We start from the raw sequence: 18922 nt of genomic DNA, 5'->3' as shown, positions 1-18922 counted from the left end.
GCGACGGCGGGCGGCGGAGGGCCGGCGGCGACCGAGCCGGGCCGGCGCGCCGTTGCGGTTCGGCCGGCCCGGTCCGGTTTCTGGCATGGGGACGGGATGCGGGGGTATCACGGAAGCATGAGGGCGAGCTTCCGGCTTGGCCGGATCGCGGGCGTACCCGTCGGGGTCAACTGGAGCGTCCTGGTCATCTTCGCGCTGATCGCCTGGGGGCTGTCGGCCAACCAGTTCCCCCGGGCCTACCCGGGCGAGTCGGTGGTCGCGTACGTGCTGGCCGGGCTGGCCGCCGCGGTGGTCTTCTTCCTCGGCCTGCTCGCCCACGAGGTGTCCCACGCGATCGTGGCCAAGCGCAACGGGCTGGCCGTCGAGGGGATCACGCTCTGGCTCTTCGGTGGGGTGGCCGAGCTGAAGGGCGAGGCGAAGAACCCCGGCGCCGAGCTGCGCATCTCCGGGGTCGGCCCGCTGGTCAGCCTGGTGATCGGGCTCTTCTTCGGGGCCATCGCCGTGCTGCTCGCCCTGGCCGGCGAGGACGGGCTGCTGCTCGGCGCGATGGCCTGGCTGGCCGGCATCAACGTGCTGCTGGCCGTGTTCAACGTGCTGCCGGCCGCACCGCTGGACGGCGGCCGGCTGCTGCGGGCGGCGGTCTGGAAGGCCACCGGCGACCGGACGAAGGCGTCGGTGGTGGCCGCCCGGGCCGGCTGGGTGCTCGGCGCACTGCTGATCGGCCTGGGGCTCTGGCAGTTCCTGGCCGGCGTCGGCTTCGGCGGGCTCTGGCTGGCCCTGATCGGCTGGTTCCTGATCGGCGCGGCCGGGATGGAGGAGCGGCAGGCCCGGCTGGGCAGCGCGCTGCGCGGGATCCGGGTGGCCGACGTGATGACCCCGCAGCCGCAGACCGCGTCGGGGCAGATGACGGTGGCCGACTTCGTGGACCACTACCTCTTCGCGTACCGGCACTCGGCGCTGCCGCTGACCGAGGACGGCCGGCCGGTCGGGCTGGTCACCCTCGACCGGGTACGCGGCATCCCGGCGGACCGGCGGCCCGACACCACGCTGGCCGAGGTCTCCTGCCGGGCCGACGAGCTGGTGCTCGCCTCCCCCGACGAGCAGCTCAACGACCTGCTGCCCCGGCTCAGCGAGTGCGCCGACGGCCGGGCGCTGGTGGTCACCGAGGGTCACCTGGTCGGCATCGTCTCCCCCAGCGACATCAGCCGCGCCGTCCAACGCGGCTCCATGCGCGACGACCTCGCCCGCCACTGACCTTCTTGATCGTCTGTCGCTCAGCAGGGCCGTCGGCCCGCCGGCAACCTGCCCACCATCAGACGATCATGGAGGTCGCTCAGCGGGGGAGGTAGTGGGCCAGCAGGTCGGTGTGGAATTTGGCGTGGGGGTCGAGGCGGCGTAGGAGGGCGGTGAAGTCGGCGTACCGGGGGTAGGTGGCGGCGACGGCGTCCGGAGCCAGCCCGAACACCTTGCCCCAGTGGGGGCGGGGCGCGAACGGGGCGAGCCGCTCCTCCATTGCGGCCACCACCGGCAGCACCGCCGCCGCGTCGGCGACCCAGGTGAAGTGCACGGCGAGGCTGTCCCGGCCCTGGTTCGGGCTGAGCCACAGGTCGTCGGCGGCCACCGTGCGCAGCTCGCAGACCTGGAGCACCGGGGCGATCAGGTGGGCCACCTCGTCCAGCGCGGCCAGCGCCTCGGCCGCCGCCGCGCGCGGCAGGTGGTACTCCGACTGCAACTCCTCCCCGCTGCTCGGGGTGAAGCCGAGCCGGAAGTGCGGCAGCCGCTCGTGCCACGGGCCGGGCTCGCCGAGCTGCGCGGTGCAGTTCTCCGCCGGCATGCCGGGCACCGGGTGCCGGGGCCGGTCGGCCGCCGTCGTACCGAGCCAGTCCGCCGGGGGCGGCAGCTGGTCCGCGCGCTGCTTGCGCCAGACCTCCCGCAACCGGGGCGTGCGCCAGTCGGTGAAGACGCTGACGCTGTACGCCGAGTCGAAGGCCGCGTCCAGCGCCTCCCGGGGCAGGTCGAGCCGGACGTACTGGCGCAGGTCGAAGGTGGGCACCACGTCCAGGGTGAGCCGGGTGACCACGCCGAGCGCGCCCAGCCCCACCACCATCCCGGCGAAGCTGTCGCTCGACCGGTCCACGGTCAGCAGGTCGCCGTCGGCGGTGACCAGTTCCAGCCCGGCGACCGCGGTGGCCAGGTTGCCGATCGTCGGGCCGGAGCCGTGGGTGCCGGTGGCGACCGCGCCGGCCACCGAGATGTGCGGCAACGAGGCGAGGTTGGCCAGCGCGTACCCCTGCTCGTGCAGGAAGGTGGCGAGGTCCCCGTACCGCATCGCCGCCGGCACGGTCACGGTCCGCCGCTGCGGGTCCAGCCGTACGCTCGGCGGCAGGCCGGCCAGCGAGACCAGGTCGCCGCCGGTGTCGCCGAGGCGGTTGAAGGAGTGCCCGGTGCCGACCGCCCGGATCCGGTCGCTGCCGGCGACCAGCCGGCGCAGCTCGTCCACCGTGTCGGGTCGGTGGAACTGGTGGGCGGCGTAGCGCACGTTGCCCGCCCAGTTGCGCCGCGGCACCCCGTCGGCGGGCCGCTCGACGGCGGCCGATACGTCGGGCCGCTCGACGGCGGCCGATGCGTCGGGGCGGGTCACGTGGTCGGCCTCCGGTCGGTGGACGGGTCGCCGGTCAACGCGCCGCTCAACCTGGCCAGGGCGGTATCGACCTGCGTCGTGTTGTAGCCGCGACCGGCGACCGGCAGGCCCTCGGCCCGGGCCCGCTCGATCTCCGAGCGGGCCGCCTGCCGCTCCAGCGTGCCGCCCCAGACCAGGGCGTCCTGGCCGCGCCGGATCAGCGCGTCGACCCGGTCGGGTTGGTAGCCGCGCAGGCCGACGGTGAAGTCGGAGGTGTCGAAGGCGGCCTGGCGCAGCCCGAGCACGTCGACGAAGCGGTCCCCGCCGTGCCGGGCCAGGGCCGCCGCGATCTCCGCGGGCTTCTCCCGGACCCGGTCCAGGTCGAGCAGTTCGACAGCGGCCCGTCCGTCGCGCGGGTGGTGCCCGGTGGTCGGCAGGCCGAGGTCGGCCCCCGGGGCGGGCACCAGCAGCAGCCGGGGCGAGGCGGGACGGCCCTGCTCGGCGGGCGGCTGGTCCAGCGCCAGCGCGTCGATCTCGTGCCAGCGGATCAGCCGGCGCAGCTTCGGCAGCCGTACGGTCAGCCCGTCGGTGCCGATGGCGAACCGGAACGGGCGCAGCAGCCCGGCCAGCACCACGCCGCCGAGCAGCACGCCGCCCCCGCCGACGATCCGGTGCAGCACGGCACCGTCGCGCGCGAACAGCAGCAGCGCCGCACCCCCCAGTACGCAGACCAGGGGCAGCACCAACGCCCCCCGGTTGCGATGCAGTTCCACGTCGTACCCCCGTTCGTGGCCGTGGTTTCCGGTCTGCATCATGCGCCGACCGGGCTGGCGCCAGCACCGGTCGATCGGCCAGCGGTTACCACCGCCGTCGTCGGGGAACCCTACGCCGATGAGCACCTACCGTGATCCCGCCCCACGCGGCGACGTCTTCCCGTCCGAGGAGGAGATCGACCCGACCGGCAGCGGCGTCGAGCCGGCCAGTGGGCCGGCCGGGGCGTACCGGCGGGTGGCCGGGACCGGCCCGGGGCCGAAGCCGACCCCCGCGCCGCCGCCGGCGCCCACGCCGGTGCCGACGCCCGGACCGCCGCCCCGGGCCGGCGCGCGCTCGATCGTCACCCGCCACCTGGACGGCTCCGTCGAGGTGGTCACCGACCTGGACGGTGACGGCGTCGCGGACGTGGTCCAGGTCGACCTGGACGGCGACGGACTGCCGGACGTGACCTTGGTCGACCGGGACCGCGACGGCTGGCTGGACACCGTGCTGCGCGACCCGACCCACTGACCAGGCTGGCCGGCCGCCCGGCTCCGGCCACCCGGCCCCGGCCACCCGGCGCGGTTCAGACCTGCGGCATCACCTCGGCGGCGACCAGTTCCAGGTGGTCCAGGTCGGCCATGTCGAGCACCTGCAGGTAGATCCGCTGGCTGCCGGCCGCCGCGTACCGGCCGATCTTGTCAACCACCTCGGCGGGGGTGCCGGCGAGGCCGTTGGCGCGCAGTTCGTCCGGCTCCCGGCCGATCGCCGCGGCCCGGCGAGCCACCTCGGCGTCGTCCCGGCCGCAGCACAGCACCAGGGCGTTGGACCAGCGCAGCTCCGCCGGGTCCCGGCCCGCCTCGGCGCAGGCCGCGCGTACCCGCTCGAACTGGGCGGCGGTGTCCTCGACCGAGACGAACGGCAGGTTGAACTCGTCGGCGTACCGGGCGGCCAGCCGCGGGGTGCGCTTCGGCCCCATGCCGCCGAGCAGGATCGGCGGGCGCGGCTGCTGGACCGGCTTCGGCAGCGCCGGCGAATCGGTCACCGGGTAGTACCGGCCGGCGAAGTCGAACGTCTTGCCCGGTGGGGTCGCCCAGAGCCCGGTGATGACCGCGAGCTGTTCCTCCAGCCGGTCGAACCGCTCGCCCACCGAGGGGAACGGGATGCCGTACGCGGTGTGCTCCTCGGCGAACCAGCCGGTGCCGATGCCCAGCTCGACCCGGCCGCCGCTCATCTGGTCCACCTGGGCGACGGTGATCGCCAGCGGGCCGGGCAGCCGGAAGGTGGCGGCGGTCATCAGCGTGCCGAGCCGGATCCGGCGGGTGTCGCGGGCCAGCCCGGCGAGGGTGGTCCAGGCGTCCGTCGGGCCCGGTTCCCCGCTCACCGAGCCCATCTTCAGGTAGTGGTCGGAGCGGAAGAACGCGGCGTAGCCGGTCTCCTCCGCGCAACGGGCCACGGCGAGCAGGTCGTCGTAGCTGGCGCCCTGCTGGGGTTCGGTGAAGATCCGCAGTTCCATGCCCCGAGCATAGGGAGCCGGCCCGGGCACCGCCGGCAAGGCTCATATGCCTTGACAGCCATATGACTGGGGAGGCATATTCGACGGGTGCCCGTCGACGCCTTCACCGTCCTCGCCGAGCCGACCCGGCGCCGCATCCTCGATCGGCTCCGCCGGGCCGAATCCAGCGTCGGCGAGCTGGTGGACACCCTCGGGGTCAGCCAGCCGGCCGTCTCCAAGCACCTGCGGGTGCTCCGCGACGCGGGCTTCGTCGCCTGCCGCATCGCGGCCCGGCAGCGCATCTACTGGATCGACGTCCGCCCGTTCCAGGCCGTCGACGACTGGCTCGCCCCGTACCGGCAACTCTGGGAGACCCACCTGGACGCCCTGGAACGACACCTCGACCGTCAGGAGCAGTGATGCCACGCGACAGCTTCCGCCCCAGCCCACCCGCCGAGGTCCGCGCCGAGCCGGCCGACGGCGGCGCGACCCTGGTCTTCGTCCGCGACCTGCGGCACCCGCCGGAGGCGGTGTGGGCGGCGCTGACCGATCCGGCGCGGCTGCGCGAGTGGGCGCCCTTCCTCGCCGACCGTGACCTCGGCTCCCCGGGCGCCGCCGTGCTCACCATGGTCGACGGCGAGACCACCGAGGACCTCCCGGCGACGGTACGCCGGGCCGAGCCACCGCACCTGCTGGAGTACAGCTGGGGCGACGACCTGCTGCGCTGGGAGCTGACGCCCACCGCCACCGGCACCCGGCTGACCCTGCGGCACACCGTCACCGAACGCGGGATCGCGCCGATGGTGGCGGCCGGCTGGCACATCTGCCTGGACGTGGCCGAGCACCTGCTCGACGGCGACCCGGTCGGTGCGATCCGGGGCGCCGAGGCGAAGGAGTTCGGCTGGGCCGAGCTGCGCGACGCGTACGCCACCCGGCTCGGCGACGCCTGAGCGTGGCGGCACCGTTCGCCGCATCCCGTTAACCTTCCGGCCCGGCCACCGCGTTTGTCTGGCGGGAGGTACGCATGACCGACAGCCGGCATCCGCCGCCACCGGAGGGCTTCGCCGAGTTCGTGGCGGCCCGATCGGGTGCGCTGCTCCGCTCGGCCTGGCTGCTGACCGGTGACGCCGGCCGGGCCGAGGACCTGCTGCAGACCGTCCTCGCGGTGGCCTGGCGCCGCTGGCCCCGGATCGTCCACGGCGGGCACCCCGAGGCGTACCTGCGGCGGGCCCTGTTCACCACGTACGCCTCCTGGTGGCGGCGGCGCTGGCGCGGCGAGGTCCCGGCGGCCGAGACACCGGAGGGCACCGGCCCGGGCGACCTGGCTGGCGAGTCGGCCGACCGGGACGCGATGCGCCGGGCGCTGGCCCGGCTGAGCCGCCAGCAGCGGGCGATCGTGGTGCTGCGGTACGTCGAGGACCTCTCGGTGGAACGCACCGCGGGCGTGCTCGGCTGCTCGGCCGACACCGTCAAGGTGCAGTCCTCGCGCGCGCTGCGCCGGCTACGTACCGACCCGGACCTGCGGCTGTTCACCAGACAGGAGGTCGTGCCGTGAGTCGTGACGACAGCGACGTCCGGCGGCTGCTCGCCGACGCCGTACCACCACTGGCCGCCCCGCCGGACCGGTTGGCGGCGGTCGGCGACCGGGTCCGCCGGCGCCGGCGACGACTGGCCACCGGCTCGACGGTGGCGCTGGTGCTCACCGTGGGGCTGGTGGTCGGGCTGCCGCGGCTGGTCACCGGCGACCCGCGTGTCCCCGCGCCGGCCGCCACCGGCGGACCGGTCGGCGACGCCACCTGCCCGACCGATCTCGGCCGGCGGCCCGGCCTGGACGCTGTCCGCTACGGCGACGACGTGCCACTGGTGCCGGCCGGCGCCGTCGAGATCACCCTCTGCCAGGTGCCGAGAGCCGGCGGGCCGGCGGCCGACGAGCGGGCCGGGCCCCGGGTGCTCACCACCGGCGTCGACGAGCTGGTCCGGCTGCTCAACGCGCTGCCAGCACGGCCGGCCGGGCCCGACCGCCAGCCCCGCCCGGGCAGCGACGGCGAACTGCGCTGCACGCTGAAGGCGGTGTACGAGGAGGCCGCGTTCCTGCTGCGCTACCCGGACCGGGATCCGGTGACCGTCTGGACCGACGAGAACTGCGGGGTGGCCGTCGCCGGTGACCGCGGCCGGGGGCTGGACTTCGCCGTCCTCGGCGCGTTCCTCGACCGGTACCGGGCCCAGCTGGTCGCGACCACCGACCCGGCCACGGTGGCCACCCCGACCTGCCCGGCCAGCATGCCGACGGCGCGGGTCCGGCTCACGCCGTCGAACCCCGGCCCGCCGGACCGGATCGCCCGCAACCAGGCCCAGCCGGAACCCGTCCTGATGACGTCGCTGGTCGCGCTGGCCGCCTGCCGGTACACGGTGGACGGCGACACGGCCCGGCTCGTCCGCCACGCGACCCGCCGGGCCGAGGCGGAGAGCCTGCGGACGGTGTTCAACACCGCGTTCGCCGAGTCGGCGAAGCGGACGGACTGCGGCGGCTGGCCGGGCTACCCGCCGCCCACCGCGTTCGACGTCGTCATCGTGGCGGACGCGACGGGTGCCACCGCCGAGTTCTGGGTCCGGCACACCCCGTGCCGCAGCGCGATCCACGGGTACGGCCGAGGTGGCGAGCCCACGCCGGAGTTGCTCGCCGCCCTCACCCGGCTGCTCGGCGGGGCACCGAGCTGACCGGGGCGGCGCCGGGCCGGGGCCGGACCGGCGCCGCCGGCACGCTCAGACGTACGGCCGGGTCGCGTACGCGGCGCGCAGCGCGGCCAGCCCGGCGGCCTTGGGCGACAGGGTGCCCCAGCCGGAGTTGAAGTAGTTGGTCCGGACGATCCGCGGCCCGCGCTCGGCGTTGAGCGCGGCGATGGCCGCCGGCACGGTGGCGATCCACTTCGCCTGGTCCGGGATCTCCGCCACCCGTACCCCCCATTCGGCGACGATCACCGGGCGGGAGAGCGCGACCGGGCCGAGGTCGGCGACCGCCCAGTCCCTGGTGCGGCGGAACCGGGCCAGCGCGGTGTGCTCGGGTGCGGTGGCGTAGACGTTCCACTGGAGGAAGTCGAGCCTCGCCATCAGCGCCTCCGGGTGGGTGCGCTGGAAGCAGGCCCGGTCGAAGCCGCCCACGCCAACCGAGAAGGTGGTGCCGGCCGGCAGCGGGCGCGCCTTGAACCAGTTCACGATGTACGTCATCGCCTGCACCGCACGGGCGTCCGACTCCGCCCAGGTGTAGGTCCGGCCCGCCTCGGTGGTGCCGAACTCGTGGTCGGTGTCCAGTTCGGAGGCGAGCTGGATGTTCACCCCGAAACCCAGCGTCCGGTACTGCGACAGCGCCCGGGCGAAGAGCCCGTCGCACTGCCCGGCGAGCACCTGGCCGTAGCCGTACGCCTTGGGCCAGGTGGTGCCCGAGCGCTGCTGGATGGTCATCGCCGGCGCCGGCACGGTGTAGCTGACCCCGTCCACGGCGAAGGTCTGCGGCCCGTCGGCCGCGCCGTAGTGCTTCAGTTCCAACACCATGTTGATCTGGACGGCCGCCCGGCCCAGGTTGGTCAGCCAGGTTCGGTTGTAGCCGGGGAAGGTGTAGCCGTCGGCGAAGCTGCGGTACTGGGTGAGCGAGCGGAAGTTGCCGCCCGCCAGGTCCGCCGTCGGGTCGGCCCCGCCGGACAGGTAGTAGCCGCCCAGCACCGGCGGGGCGACGGAGTAGGCGGCGCTGGCGGTGACGGTACGCCCGGCCGAGTCACGCACCGTCACGGTCACCCGGGGCATCACGCCACCGCCCGGTAGACGGCCACCGAGCCGTTGTCCGAGAGCCGGGTCCAGGTGCGACCGGAGTCGTCGGCGACGGTCACGGTGAGCGGGTCCAGGACGGCGGTGACCCGGGCCGGGGCGCTGCTGTTGCCCAGCGCGTCGGTGACCACGACGGTGACGGTCAACGGTCGGGTGTCGGCATCCCCGTAGGCGACGGTCAGGGTCATCTGGTCGCCGGGCGAGTACGTCGACGCGTTCAGGGTTGCGGTCGCGGTGGGAGCGGCCATGCCGGCCCCTCCTCTCTTGCTCGGTGTCGGCGGGCGGGCACCGGCTCGGACGCCCGGGCGGTGCCGGCGGGGTCGGTGGCGACGCCGCCGTCGCCACCGGGCCGGAGGAATGCGCTGTGGCCCGCCGTCCGCACGCCTCTGACCTGCTACAACAGTGCTGCGCGAGGGGCACCGGCGTCCTGTCAGCTATCGGACACCACGCCGGTTCGCCCGGTCCTCCGCCGGAGGCAGGGCCCGGTGCGGCGCGGTCGATTCGTCGGTGCGGCGTTCGGAGGTGTCCGGCGACTACCAGGCCTCGGCGACTCAGGCCTTGACGGCCGCCGTACCCCGTACGGCCCAGGCCCGGGCGGTGAGCCGGATCGACCCGTCCGGCTCGGTCGGCACCCGGGCCGCCAGTTCGTCGCGCAGTGCGGCGCGGTGCCGCTCGGGCTGCGCCATCAGGTAGGCCGGGGCCGCGCCCTGACCGCCGAGGAACGGCGCCCAGTACTCGTCGAAGTCGGCGAACCGGGTCGGCACCTCGACGGGCCGGACCGACACCGCCGTTAGCCCGGCCTCCGCCCAGAGCGCCCGCAGCGGCTCCGGGGCGCAGATCGGGAACCGGCGGGCCTCGTCCAGGTCGGCCAACGCCGGGTCGAGCCGGATGGCGGCGTCCCAGAAGTGCCGCATCATCGCCATGCCCTCGGCGTAGTCCCAGACGTACCCGGCGGCCACGCCGCCCGGCCGGAGCACCCGGGCGAACTCGGCCGCGGCACGCGCCGGGTCGGGCACGAAGTTGAGCGCCAGCCCGCTGACCACGACGTCGACGCTGCGGTCCGGCATTGGGAGCGCCCGGGCGTCGCCGACCTGGAAGGCCGCCCGCCGGTCGTCGACCAGCGCCCGGGCGTGGGTCACGAACCCGTGGGACGCGTCGACGCCGACGACCTGCGCCGGGGCCGTCTGCGCCAGGACCGTCGAGGTCAGCGCGCCGGTGCCGCAACCCACGTCGAGCCAGCGCCGGCCGGGTGGCACGGCCAGCCAGCGGACGAACTCCTCGGCGACCCGGCGGCTCCACCGGCCCACGTACGCCTCGTATGCCTGGCCGTCGGCCCAGACCTCCCGCGCCATGCCGGCACCATACGCTCCCTGCGCCGTTGCCGGGTTCGGCCACCGCCCGCGGGCAGCGGCGGACGGCGGCGGCCATAGCATCGTCGGATGGCTGTGTCGCCGTCGCGCCCCGCGACCCCTCGGCTCGTGCCCGACGAGGATTTCGCCGGCTGCACCGCCGGCCAGCTCCTGGCGGTGACGAAGGCCCTCACGATGATCCTGACCCTGCCGCAGTCGGCCGCCGACCACGTCGACGCGCTCGTCGTCCCCACCGGACAGGGTGAGGACTGGCGGCTCACCCACGCCATCCGGCACTGGGAGGCCAATCCCCGGGTCCGCCACCTCCTGGTCGCGAACGGCAACCCGGCTGAACAGACGTACGTCGAACTCACCCTCGACCAGCTGCGCGACCTCGGCCTCCGTCGCACCGACGGGGTTCACCTCCAGGCCGAGCCGGCCCCCAACACCGGCCTGCAGGCCGCGTGGATCGTCGACCGGGTCCGGGCGTACGGCATCACCAGCCTGGCGCTCGTCGTCTCCCCGTACCACCTGGCCCGCGTCTACCTCACGGTCCTCAAGGCCCTCACCGGCGGCGGGCTTCGCCTCCCGCTGATTCCGCTGCCGGTGGCCGTACCCCCGGACCGACCCGTCCCGGAGACCGGAGCGACCGGCTACGACCTGGTGCCGGGCGAGGTCAGGCGCATCCTCGCCTACACCGACGAGGGGTGGGTGGCCACGCCGGAGGAACTACGGCAGTACCTGCGGTGGCTGTGGAGCAAGCACGCGACCCTCCTCGGCGCTGCGCCTGGATCGACGTCCGGGCGTCGGCTCGGATCCTGATGGTTCGAGCTGGCGCGCCTGGTCGGTCACGGCGGCCAGCAGGGCAGTGAGGGCGGGGGCCGGCGGACTGTCCCGGGTGACCACGACCAGGCGGCGGCGGAGGGTGGCTTCGGCGACGTCGCGGACGGCCAGCGCGGGGTCGTCGGCCGGCAGGGTCAGCGGGGGCATCAACGCGACGGCCGCCGCGACGCGGACGAGTTCGAGTTGTACGTCGGCGTCGCTGGAGCGGTGCCGCAGGTCGGGCTCGTACCCACCGAGGGAGCGGCAGGTCCCGACCACCATGGCGTGATGGCCGGTCCCCTCGTCGGAGGCGGCCCAGACGTCGGACCGCAGCATGGCGATCGGGACCGGTCCGCCAGTCCTGGCCAGCGGGTGGGTCGCGGGTAGGACCACCTTCAGCGGCTCCTCGTGCAGGACCGCGAAGCGCAGCCCGGCCGGCCGGGGCCGGGGATGACCGTCGTACTCGTCGCCGATCATCAGGTCGACCGCGCCCAGCCGCAGGCCCGGTAGTGCCTGTTCCAGTTCGAGCTCGGAGATCTCCGCGCGGACCTGCGGGTGCTCGACCGTCAACCGGGCCACGGCCGGCACCAGCAGGCGGCGAGCGGCCGACTGCAGGCCGCCGGCTCGCACGGTGCCCCGCACCGCACCGCTCAACGCGGCCAGATCCGCCTCCGCCGCCTCGGCCGCCGACAACAGCACCCGTGCGTGTCGGGCCAGGAGCTGCCCGGCGTCGGTCAGCCGCACGCCCCGCCCGGCCTTCTCGAACAGCCGGGTGCCGACCTCCCGTTCCAGGAGAGCCAACTGCTGGGACACCGCGGAGGGGCTGTAGCCGAGCGCCGCGGCGACCGCGGCCAGGGTGCCCCGCTCCTCGAACTCCCGAAGGAAGCGGAGGCGGCGAAGATCCAGCGCGACCATGCAGGAATAGTAATGAGTCAGCTCCACTTATCGTCACTGGACCTGATGAATCAGGTAGCCAATGCTGAATCGCATGGGTGCGGCTCTGTGTCTTCTCTCCGCGGCGTGCTTCGGTGCCATGGCGATCTTCGGAAAGCTCGCCTACCAGGCGGGCGTATCGCCCGGGACGCTGCTGCTGGTGCGCTTCAGCCTGGCCGCCGCGCTGCTGGGGATGGTCCTGCTGGTCCGCCAGGACCTGCGGCGAGAAGCACCGGAACCACCCGGCGGGCCGGCCGGCCGCCCAGCGGTCGCCCGCCGCCGGCTGCTGGCCACCGCCGTCGGCCTGGGCGCCGTCGGGTACGCCACGCAGGCCAGTCTGTTCTTCTCGGCCCTGCAGCTGATGGACGCGTCGCTGTTGTCCCTGATCCTCTACACCTACCCCGTTCTGGTCACCGTGGCGGCGGTGCTGCTGGGCCGGGACCGGCTGACACCCGGGCGCGGCGCCGCCCTGGTGGCCGCGTCCTGCGGCACGCTGCTCGTCCTCCTCGGCGCCGGCGGCGTGACCTTCCATCCCCTCGGGGCGCTGCTGGCCTTCGGTGCCGCGATCACCTACACCGGCTACATCCTGGTCGCCGACACGGTCGTGCGCCGGCTGCCGCCGGTGCTGCTGTCCGCGCTGGTGATGGCCGGCGCCGCCGGCACCCTCGGCGCGCGGGCGCTGCTCACCGGCGGGGTCGACCTCGACTTCCGGCTGCCCGGATGGTTCTGGCTGGCCTGCATCGCCGTCGTCTCCACCGTCCTGGCGATGCTCACGTTCTTCGCCGGCCTGAAGCGGACCGGCCCGTCGACCGCCGCCATCCTGTCCACCTTCGAACCGGTGGTCACCACCGGACTGGCCGCGCTGGCCCTCGGCGAATCCCTGAGCCCGGTCCAGCTCGTCGGCGGAGTGCTGGTCCTGTCGTCGGTCGCGGTCCTCCAGGTCCGGCCGGCTCGGAACCAGGATCCGGACGCCGCTGGCCCAACCGCGTCCCCGCAGCTCGCGGGCCAGCCGTAGCGGGTTCGCCGGTAGTCAGGCGAGGCCCGCCTGACTACCGGCTGACCCCCGCGCGAGCCGGCGCCAGGAGCGGTTCGCGCAGCTATCGGAACCGGGCGACGAAACGGCGTTGCCAGGGCGTCTCGACGGCACCCGCGGCGTAGTGCTGCCGGACATAGGCGACCGCCTGGTCGTTCGGCACGCCGTCGATGACCGCGAGGCAGGCGAGGGCGGTGCCGGTGCGTCCCTTCCCACCGCCGCAGGCGATCTCGACGCGTTCGTCTGCGGCACGCGCCCAGGCCTCGCGCAACGCGTGGGCGGCGGCCGCGCGGTCGGACGGCAGCCGGAAGTCGGGCCAGCGCAGCCACCGGTGCTCCCACGCCACCGGGGCCGGCTGGCGGCCGAGGAGGTAGAGCGCGAACGTGGGCTGCAGGCCGGGCGGAAGCGGGCGCCGGAGCCCACGGCCGCGGACAAGTCGGCCGGAGGGCAGTCGGAGCACGCCCGGCGCTGTGGGGTCCCAGGTAGTGGTCATCTGTGGTCAGGGCCGCCCCGCCCGTGCGGGTGGGCGTGCCCGTCCTCCTTCGGTTCGGTGTGTGGGGCCCGAGTCAGCGGTCGTGTGTTATCGGTCAGCGGTGACCGGGATGACCTGCGTATCGGCGTCGCTGATGTCGCGGGTGGCATCGGCTCTCTGGCGGCCCGCGAGGAATCGCGGGGCCCACCAGTTCGCTTCGCCGAGCAGTCGCATGAGGGATGGCAGGACGACCGCGCGGATGATGGTGGCGTCGATCAGGATCGCGGCGGCGAGCCCGACGCCGAGCTGCTTGAACTCGACGATCGACAGGGTGGCGAAGATGCAGAAGACCGCCACCATGATGATCGCCGCGCTGCTGACCGTGGACGCCGACGAGACGATGCCCCGCTCGATCGCCTGCCGGGTCGGTACGCCGCGCTGAACCGCCTCGCGGATGCGGCTCACCACGAACACGTGGTAGTCCATCGAGAGCCCGAAGAGGATGACGAACAGCATCAGCGGCAGCCAGGACACGACAGCGCCGTTGGAGGTGAACCCGAGCAGGTCCTCCGCCCAGGAATGCTGGAACACCAGCACCAGCAGTCCGTACGAGGCGGCCACGGAGATGGTGTTGAGCAGGATGGAGACCAACGCCACCACCACCGATCGGAACGTGACGAGCATGACCAGGAACGTCATGCCGAACACGAACGCGACGACCGGCGGCAGCGCCGCCGCCATGCGGTCACGGAAGTCGGCATCGCTCGCGGTACGGCCAGCCACCGCCCACTCCGTGTCCGGGACGGTGCCGACGGTGGCCGGCAGCAGTTCGTTGCGCAGCCGGCGCAGCGACTGCGTCGCCGCGCTGCTGTCGCTGGCCCCGGCCACGCGGATGGTGGCCAGGAAGACGGTGCCGTCCGCGGACCTGCGCACGGTCGGGGGGCGGTCCTGGGCGAACCGGCCGTCCCCCTTCACCCGCGTGGCAAGGTCGGCGAGTTCCTGCTCCACCGCCGGCCCGCCCGCGACGCCGGTACGGACCGCCACCAGATGGCTGGTGCCCAGTTCGTTACTCGGGAACGCCTGCGCCAGGCGGTCGTAGGTGTTCAGGATCGGGATCGAGCGGGGCAGGTCGGTGGTGGTCGGCCGCTTGAGGTTCATCTCCAGTGCCGGCACGGCGAGGAGCACCAGCGCCCCGACGGAGAGCACGAACGTCACCAGCGGCGCGCGCAGCGCCGGTCGCAGGACCAACGACCAGAACCGACTACGCTCCGCCCGCTGGATCCGTCGGCCGAGGAAGGGCACCCGCGGCCGGTCCACCCAACGCCCGAGGACGACCAGGATCGCCGGCAGGACGGTCAGCGAGCCGACCACCGCCACCCCGACGACCAGGATCGAGCCGGTCGCCATCGAGCTGAACGTGTTGTCGCCGACCAGGAACAAGCTGGCCATGGCGACCATGACGGCGACACCGGAGACCAGCACCGCGTGCCCCGAGGTGGCGGCCGCGATCTCGACCGCGCTGCGATGGTCCCGCCCGTGGGCTCGTTCCTCCCGTTCACGCCGCAGGTAGAACAGCGAGTAGTCGACCCCGACGGCCATGCCGATCAGCAGGATGATGCTGCTGACCAGTTCCCCGGCCGGGAAGATGTGCGAGGCGAACTGGGCCAGTCCCATGGCGCCGGCCACGGCCGACAGCGCCAGCACGACGGGCACTCCGGCGGCGATCAACGCGCCGAAGCTGAACAGCAGGATCACCAGCGCGACCGGCACGCTGATCAGCTCCGCCCTGACGAAGTCCGCCGCCAGTGTCTCGGTCAGCGCCTTGCCCAGGGACGCCGACCCCACCTGTTCCACCCGCAGGTCGGGGTGCCGCTGCTGCGCCTGCCCCGTGGCCTCCAGCAGCGATCCGACCCGCGCGTCGGCGTCGGTCGCCGAACCGGCCAGCTCGACCTCGACCAGCACGGCGTCACGACTGGGCGAGGTGACCGGGTCAGCCACCTTCGCCACCTCGGGCAGCGGGCGCATCCGCGCCGACAGGTCGGCCGCCACAGCCAACGCCCGCTGGAGGTCGAGGTCGCCGCTCCGCGCCGTGATCAGGACACTCTCGGCCGCCGGGGCCTCCGGGAACGCGCCGGCCCGCTCGATGCGGTCCGCGCGGGCCAGTTCCCCGTGCAGGCTGTCCTGGGTGGTGGCCTTCACCGTGCCGACCAGGCTGCCACCGACCACGCTGGCCAGCACGAAACACAACCAGGCGGTGATCGCGAGCCAGGGATGGTTGGCGCTCCACCGGCCGACCCGGGTGGCGTACGGAGTGCGGGCGGCCTGCCGCCGGCGATGCCCCGCCGGTGCGAGGTTCGCGGTTCCCGGCGTCATCGGCCTCGCTCCGACCAGCGCGGAGAGCCGTACCCGGTGCCGCGGGCAGCGTGGGCCGGGTGGTCGGTTCCGAGGTGCCCGGGCCGCTCGGCACGGCTGTCCGAGCTGTACGGTTCGGGCTGGCTCGGCGCCAGTTCGCTCTCCGTCGCCGATCGCCCGCGCATCTTGAGCATGCGGGAGACGACGAAGTACCCCACGGCGAGCGCGCAGACCGCGATGACGACCTTCTGGAACGTCCCCGCGTGCGACTCGACGGCGTGCCAGTTCTCCCCGAGCAGGTAGCCGGCCATCACGAACACGGTGTTCCAGATCAGACTGCCCAACGTGGTGTAGAGCAGGAACGGAACGATCGACATCCGCTCCACCCCGGCCGGAATGGAGATCAGGCTCCGGAAGATCGGGATCATCCGCCCGAAGAAGACAGTCTTGCCCCCGTGGCGGGCGAACCACGCCTCAGTCCGGTCGATGTCGCTCAGCTTCATCAGCGGCAGCCGCACCGCGATCGCGCGGACCCGGTCTCGCCCCAACGCGACGCCGACGTAGTACAGCGCCACCGCGCCCACCACGGAACCGATCGTGGTCCAGGTGATCGCGGCGAGCAGGCTCATCCTGCCCTGGCTGGCGGTGAAGCCCGCCAGCGGCAGGATCACCTCGCTCGGAATCGGCGGGAACAGGTTCTCCAGGGCGACGGCCAGGCCGGCGCCGGGGGCACCGAGCCGCTCCGTCAGGTCGGTCACCAACCCGACCAGACCACCCTGGGGCGGATCGGATTCCTGGGCCAACAGGCCAGCGTGCATCGGCACCTGCCAGGTACGAATCATGCCGATGACGCTATGAACCCGGCGCGGCCCGGACCATGAGGTCGACCGCCGACCTCAGCAGGCCGACCTCAACCGTCGGGGTGCGGAAAACCACACCCCGCACCCCGACGGCATGACCGTCACCGGTCGATCTCCAACGGGCCAGGCGGGCGGGCCGCCGGCACCCGACCTCGGTCTTGGCGGGCTCCACCGGCACGTTGGCGGATGCCATCAGCTACCCGACCACCGCTGCGATCCCCCGGCCCCTCATCGCTTCCTCTCCGGGACCAGAAGATCGTCGCGCCCAGCATGCCGGCGGCCAGCAGGGTCACCCCGGTGACGGTCACCGCCTTCGTCAGGCCACTCACGTCCGGCCAGAGAAAGGCGGCAATGTCCAGCAGGAACGCCGCGGACGCGACCACGGTCAGCGCGGCGGCGACCCGGTTGAGTCGCCCGTCCAGCTGTTCGCTGCGCCGCGAAGACTCGGCGAGCAGCGAGGCGTTCACGTGGTTGAGCAGCTTCTCCGCGCGCTCATGCGTGCCGTCGAGCCCGATGGTCTCGCGGGCGGCGATGTACGTGGCGCGGTGGTCCTGACCCGATTCGACCCGATACGCATCGAGCCGGTGGTAGTCGGCCCAGACGCCGTCGAGGAAACGACGAAATTCTGGTCCCTCGAGCCGTCCGGCAGTGGCCTGAGCCAGCTCGGTCAGGATCCGGAGCCCGCCGACGCTGGCACCGACCAGAACCGACTGCTGAGCGACGGCGATGTCGGCGGGTTCCAGCATCGTCAGGATGTCGTCGATCCGGTCCGGGGACGGATCGTCGTCCCAGGCGTAGGTGTATGGCAGCAGGATCCGGCAGCGGCGGCCCAGCACCAGGTTCGGCACTCGACCGTCCGGCTCCCAGGCGGGATCCCGGGTGATGAAGTGGCAGTTGTACCGGACGGCGCGAGGGTCGACCTCCGTCCAGTCGGCGGCCTCGGCGCCACCGGGCGGTACCACCACCTGCGCGAAGACCCCGGACTGCTTCGCGGCTGCCAGCACTTCCCCCAGCAACGCGCGGTCCGCCTCGCGCAGCTCGCGGTTGATCCTCGCGTCCAACGCGGCCAGGTCGTGCGCGTCGAGCGTGCGCAGATCGGTCGTATGCCGCAGGGCGTACGACACGAGCACCCCACCGGCGGCGAGGATCCGGCTCCGACAGCTGACGATCGTGATGTCGGGCAGGCTGACCGCGGCCTGGACGATTTCGGTGAGATCGAAGTCCAGCGTCTCCTCGGCGTTGTAGGCCACCGAACCGAGCACTCCCGGGACGGGCCGAAGCTGGCCCCGCCCGGGCAGCACGACCCGTTCCACGGTGCGGTCGATCGAGGTGTAGTGCAGGGGGTAGGCCCTGGTCTGGATGTGCAGTACGTCGCTCATAGCTGCCCAGCCACCGCCACGTGCTCCGGGATCAGCTCGGTCTCGGGCACGACGACCTCACCGAGGTACCGGCGCTGGAGGTCCTCGGGGCTGTGGTTGTCCACCCGATCCCCCACGATCGCCGAGAGATCGCCGGTCGTCAGGTAGGTGGCATCCTCCGGCACCGACCGCCTCCGGAACCACCGGCGCTGTGCTGCCAGCACCGGATGATCCGCCGCGGCGAGCGGCCAGTAGCTGACCACCGTCAGGGACTCCAGTCCCGCCGAGACCCCCAGTCCGACCACCGCCCGAGCCTCATCCGACGGCAGATAGAAGATCAACCCCTCCGCCACGTATGCGACGGGCCGTCCGGCGGCGAACTGCCGGATGCGGTTCAGCAGATGCTGACGTGCCTGCGGATCGTTGAGATCCGCCGCGACGTGCTCGACCTCTCGTTGATCGAGCACCCCGGCGGCCCGCAGCTCGGCGGCTCGTCGCCGCTTGGCCGCCACGATGTGGGGCAGGTCGACCTCCATCGCCGCGGCGAACGGCAGCAGCCACGGGTATGAGGAGAAGCCCGCGCCACACACCACCAGCACCGTGTCGCCGCGCTTGTCCAAGGCCTGACTCAGGGTGTCCAGAATGATCCGGGCACGCAGCGACACGACCAGGTCGTCGTGGGGATACACCGCTTCCGCGAACTCGTCCCACAGATCCCGGACCGCGCCGCGCTGATCGTCCGCGATCCACTCGCTCGCCAATGGATCGGCCGCGAGATCCTCCCGACGCGCTCGCGATTCGTTGACCAGGTATGCGGTAAGCCCTACGTCGTTCTGCACGTCCACATAGAACCATGGACGATCACCCGCCGACGATCTGGCCGTTGTCAACGCGGGCTGGTGCTGGGGATCGGCTCGCCGGGGTTGCTCGGGGTGGGGCTGAGGATCGGCTCGCCGGGCCCGCTCGGGCTCGGGATGGGCTCGCCAGGCCCGCTCGGGGTGGGGCTGAGGACCGGCTTGCCGGGCCTGCCCGGGCTGGGGACCGGCTCGTCAGGGA

The 18922-nt window shown here is 73.4% G+C and carries 20 protein-coding genes; 8 read left to right on the top strand and 12 right to left on the bottom strand.

From position 1 onward, the window contains the following. Window positions 1-117: 117 nt before the first annotated feature. Window positions 118-1254, top strand: coding sequence for a site-2 protease family protein (locus DLJ47_RS24450; RefSeq protein ID WP_109903152.1), 1137 nt, complete (start codon window positions 118-120; stop codon window positions 1252-1254). Window positions 1255-1333: 79 nt separating this feature from the next. Here the strand turns inward: DLJ47_RS24450 and DLJ47_RS24445 are convergent, their stop codons facing one another. Together DLJ47_RS24445 and DLJ47_RS24440 are read right to left on the bottom strand one after the other, a co-directional pair. Next, window positions 1334-2566 (bottom strand): FAD-binding protein, encoded by a 1233-nt coding sequence (locus tag DLJ47_RS24445; RefSeq protein ID WP_109903158.1) that lies wholly within the window; start codon window positions 2564-2566, stop codon window positions 1334-1336. A 71-nt stretch (window positions 2567-2637) separates the two neighbouring features. Continuing rightward, complete coding sequence (locus DLJ47_RS24440) at window positions 2638-3435, bottom strand: hypothetical protein (RefSeq protein ID WP_109903150.1); 798 nt, start codon at window positions 3433-3435, stop codon at window positions 2638-2640. Window positions 3436-3511: 76 nt separating this feature from the next. Here DLJ47_RS24440 and DLJ47_RS24435 point away from each other — a divergent pair, with 76 nt between their 5' ends. Then, window positions 3512-3904: a hypothetical protein gene (locus DLJ47_RS24435; protein ID WP_109903148.1), complete on the top strand. Its 393-nt coding sequence runs from the start codon at window positions 3512-3514 to the stop codon at window positions 3902-3904. Between the two features lie 55 nt (window positions 3905-3959). On the opposite strand, the gene DLJ47_RS24430 is transcribed toward DLJ47_RS24435, so the two are convergent. Then, window positions 3960-4889, bottom strand: coding sequence for an LLM class F420-dependent oxidoreductase (locus tag DLJ47_RS24430; protein ID WP_109903146.1), 930 nt, complete (start codon window positions 4887-4889; stop codon window positions 3960-3962). A gap of 87 nt (window positions 4890-4976) precedes the next feature. Here DLJ47_RS24430 and DLJ47_RS24425 point away from each other — a divergent pair, with 87 nt between their 5' ends. The 4 genes from DLJ47_RS24425 (at window position 4977) to DLJ47_RS24410 (ending at window position 7586) form a co-directional block, all read left to right on the top strand. After that, a complete protein-coding gene (locus DLJ47_RS24425; protein WP_109903144.1) occupies window positions 4977-5288 on the top strand; it encodes an ArsR/SmtB family transcription factor in 312 nt (103 codons plus the stop codon). Beyond that, entirely contained in the window at window positions 5288-5818 is a 531-nt protein-coding gene (locus DLJ47_RS24420) for an SRPBCC family protein (protein WP_109903142.1), read from the top strand. The genes DLJ47_RS24425 and DLJ47_RS24420 overlap by 1 nt, the downstream gene beginning before the upstream one ends. A 74-nt stretch (window positions 5819-5892) precedes the next feature. Next, complete coding sequence (locus DLJ47_RS24415) at window positions 5893-6423, top strand: SigE family RNA polymerase sigma factor (protein ID WP_109903140.1); 531 nt, start codon at window positions 5893-5895, stop codon at window positions 6421-6423. Continuing rightward, entirely contained in the window at window positions 6420-7586 is a 1167-nt protein-coding gene (locus DLJ47_RS24410; protein WP_109903138.1) for a hypothetical protein, read from the top strand. The genes DLJ47_RS24415 and DLJ47_RS24410 overlap by 4 nt, the downstream gene beginning before the upstream one ends. A 45-nt stretch (window positions 7587-7631) precedes the next feature. Here the strand turns inward: DLJ47_RS24410 and DLJ47_RS24405 are convergent, their stop codons facing one another. From DLJ47_RS24405 to DLJ47_RS24395, 3 genes are all read right to left on the bottom strand, one after another. Continuing rightward, window positions 7632-8666 (bottom strand): hypothetical protein, encoded by a 1035-nt coding sequence (locus DLJ47_RS24405; protein WP_109903136.1) that lies wholly within the window; start codon window positions 8664-8666, stop codon window positions 7632-7634. Further along, entirely contained in the window at window positions 8666-8935 is a 270-nt protein-coding gene (locus DLJ47_RS24400) for a hypothetical protein (protein ID WP_109903134.1), read from the bottom strand. Before DLJ47_RS24400 ends, DLJ47_RS24405 begins: the two co-directional genes overlap by 1 nt. Before the next feature lie 303 nt (window positions 8936-9238). Further along, a complete protein-coding gene (locus DLJ47_RS24395) occupies window positions 9239-10039 on the bottom strand; it encodes a class I SAM-dependent methyltransferase (RefSeq protein ID WP_109903132.1) in 801 nt (266 codons plus the stop codon). 87 nt (window positions 10040-10126) lie between these two features. Between DLJ47_RS24395 and DLJ47_RS24390 the strand changes: the two genes are divergently transcribed. Beyond that, window positions 10127-10858 carry an ElyC/SanA/YdcF family protein gene (locus tag DLJ47_RS24390; RefSeq protein ID WP_109903130.1) on the top strand — a complete coding sequence of 244 codons (732 nt, stop codon included), beginning with the start codon at window positions 10127-10129 and terminating at the stop codon, window positions 10856-10858. Here the strand turns inward: DLJ47_RS24390 and DLJ47_RS24385 are convergent. Beyond that, a complete protein-coding gene (locus DLJ47_RS24385; protein ID WP_109903128.1) occupies window positions 10766-11773 on the bottom strand; it encodes a LysR family transcriptional regulator in 1008 nt (335 codons plus the stop codon). The genes DLJ47_RS24390 and DLJ47_RS24385 overlap by 93 nt on opposite strands. Before the next feature lie 61 nt (window positions 11774-11834). On the opposite strand from DLJ47_RS24385, the gene DLJ47_RS24380 reads away from it, so the two are divergent. Beyond that, the gene (locus tag DLJ47_RS24380) at window positions 11835-12806 is read left to right on the top strand and encodes a DMT family transporter (RefSeq protein ID WP_342447646.1); all 972 of its coding nucleotides are present in this window, start codon (window positions 11835-11837) and stop codon (window positions 12804-12806) included. 82 nt (window positions 12807-12888) lie between these two features. Here DLJ47_RS24380 and DLJ47_RS24375 read toward each other — a convergent pair whose 3' ends face one another. The 5 genes from DLJ47_RS24375 to DLJ47_RS24355 form a co-directional block, all read right to left on the bottom strand. Next, complete coding sequence (locus DLJ47_RS24375; protein ID WP_109903124.1) at window positions 12889-13317, bottom strand: protein-tyrosine phosphatase family protein; 429 nt, start codon at window positions 13315-13317, stop codon at window positions 12889-12891. Window positions 13318-13404: 87 nt separating this feature from the next. Next, entirely contained in the window at window positions 13405-15669 is a 2265-nt protein-coding gene (locus DLJ47_RS24370; RefSeq protein ID WP_109903122.1) for an MMPL family transporter, read from the bottom strand. Next, entirely contained in the window at window positions 15666-16490 is an 825-nt protein-coding gene (locus DLJ47_RS24365) for a DedA family protein (protein ID WP_446723596.1), read from the bottom strand. The genes DLJ47_RS24370 and DLJ47_RS24365 overlap by 4 nt, the downstream gene beginning before the upstream one ends. 119 nt (window positions 16491-16609) lie before the next feature. Continuing rightward, window positions 16610-17887, bottom strand: coding sequence for a hypothetical protein (locus tag DLJ47_RS24360; RefSeq protein WP_109903120.1), 1278 nt, complete (start codon window positions 17885-17887; stop codon window positions 16610-16612). Beyond that, a complete protein-coding gene (locus DLJ47_RS24355) occupies window positions 17884-18705 on the bottom strand; it encodes a class I SAM-dependent methyltransferase (RefSeq protein ID WP_109903154.1) in 822 nt (273 codons plus the stop codon). Before DLJ47_RS24355 ends, DLJ47_RS24360 begins: the two co-directional genes overlap by 4 nt. Window positions 18706-18922 lie beyond the last annotated feature (217 nt).

Origin of the sequence: Micromonospora sp. S4605, assembly GCF_003176715.1 — a bacterium.
Lineage (GTDB): Bacteria > Actinomycetota > Actinomycetes > Mycobacteriales > Micromonosporaceae > Micromonospora > Micromonospora echinaurantiaca.
This window is presented reverse-complemented; position numbering and strand designations above follow the sequence as displayed.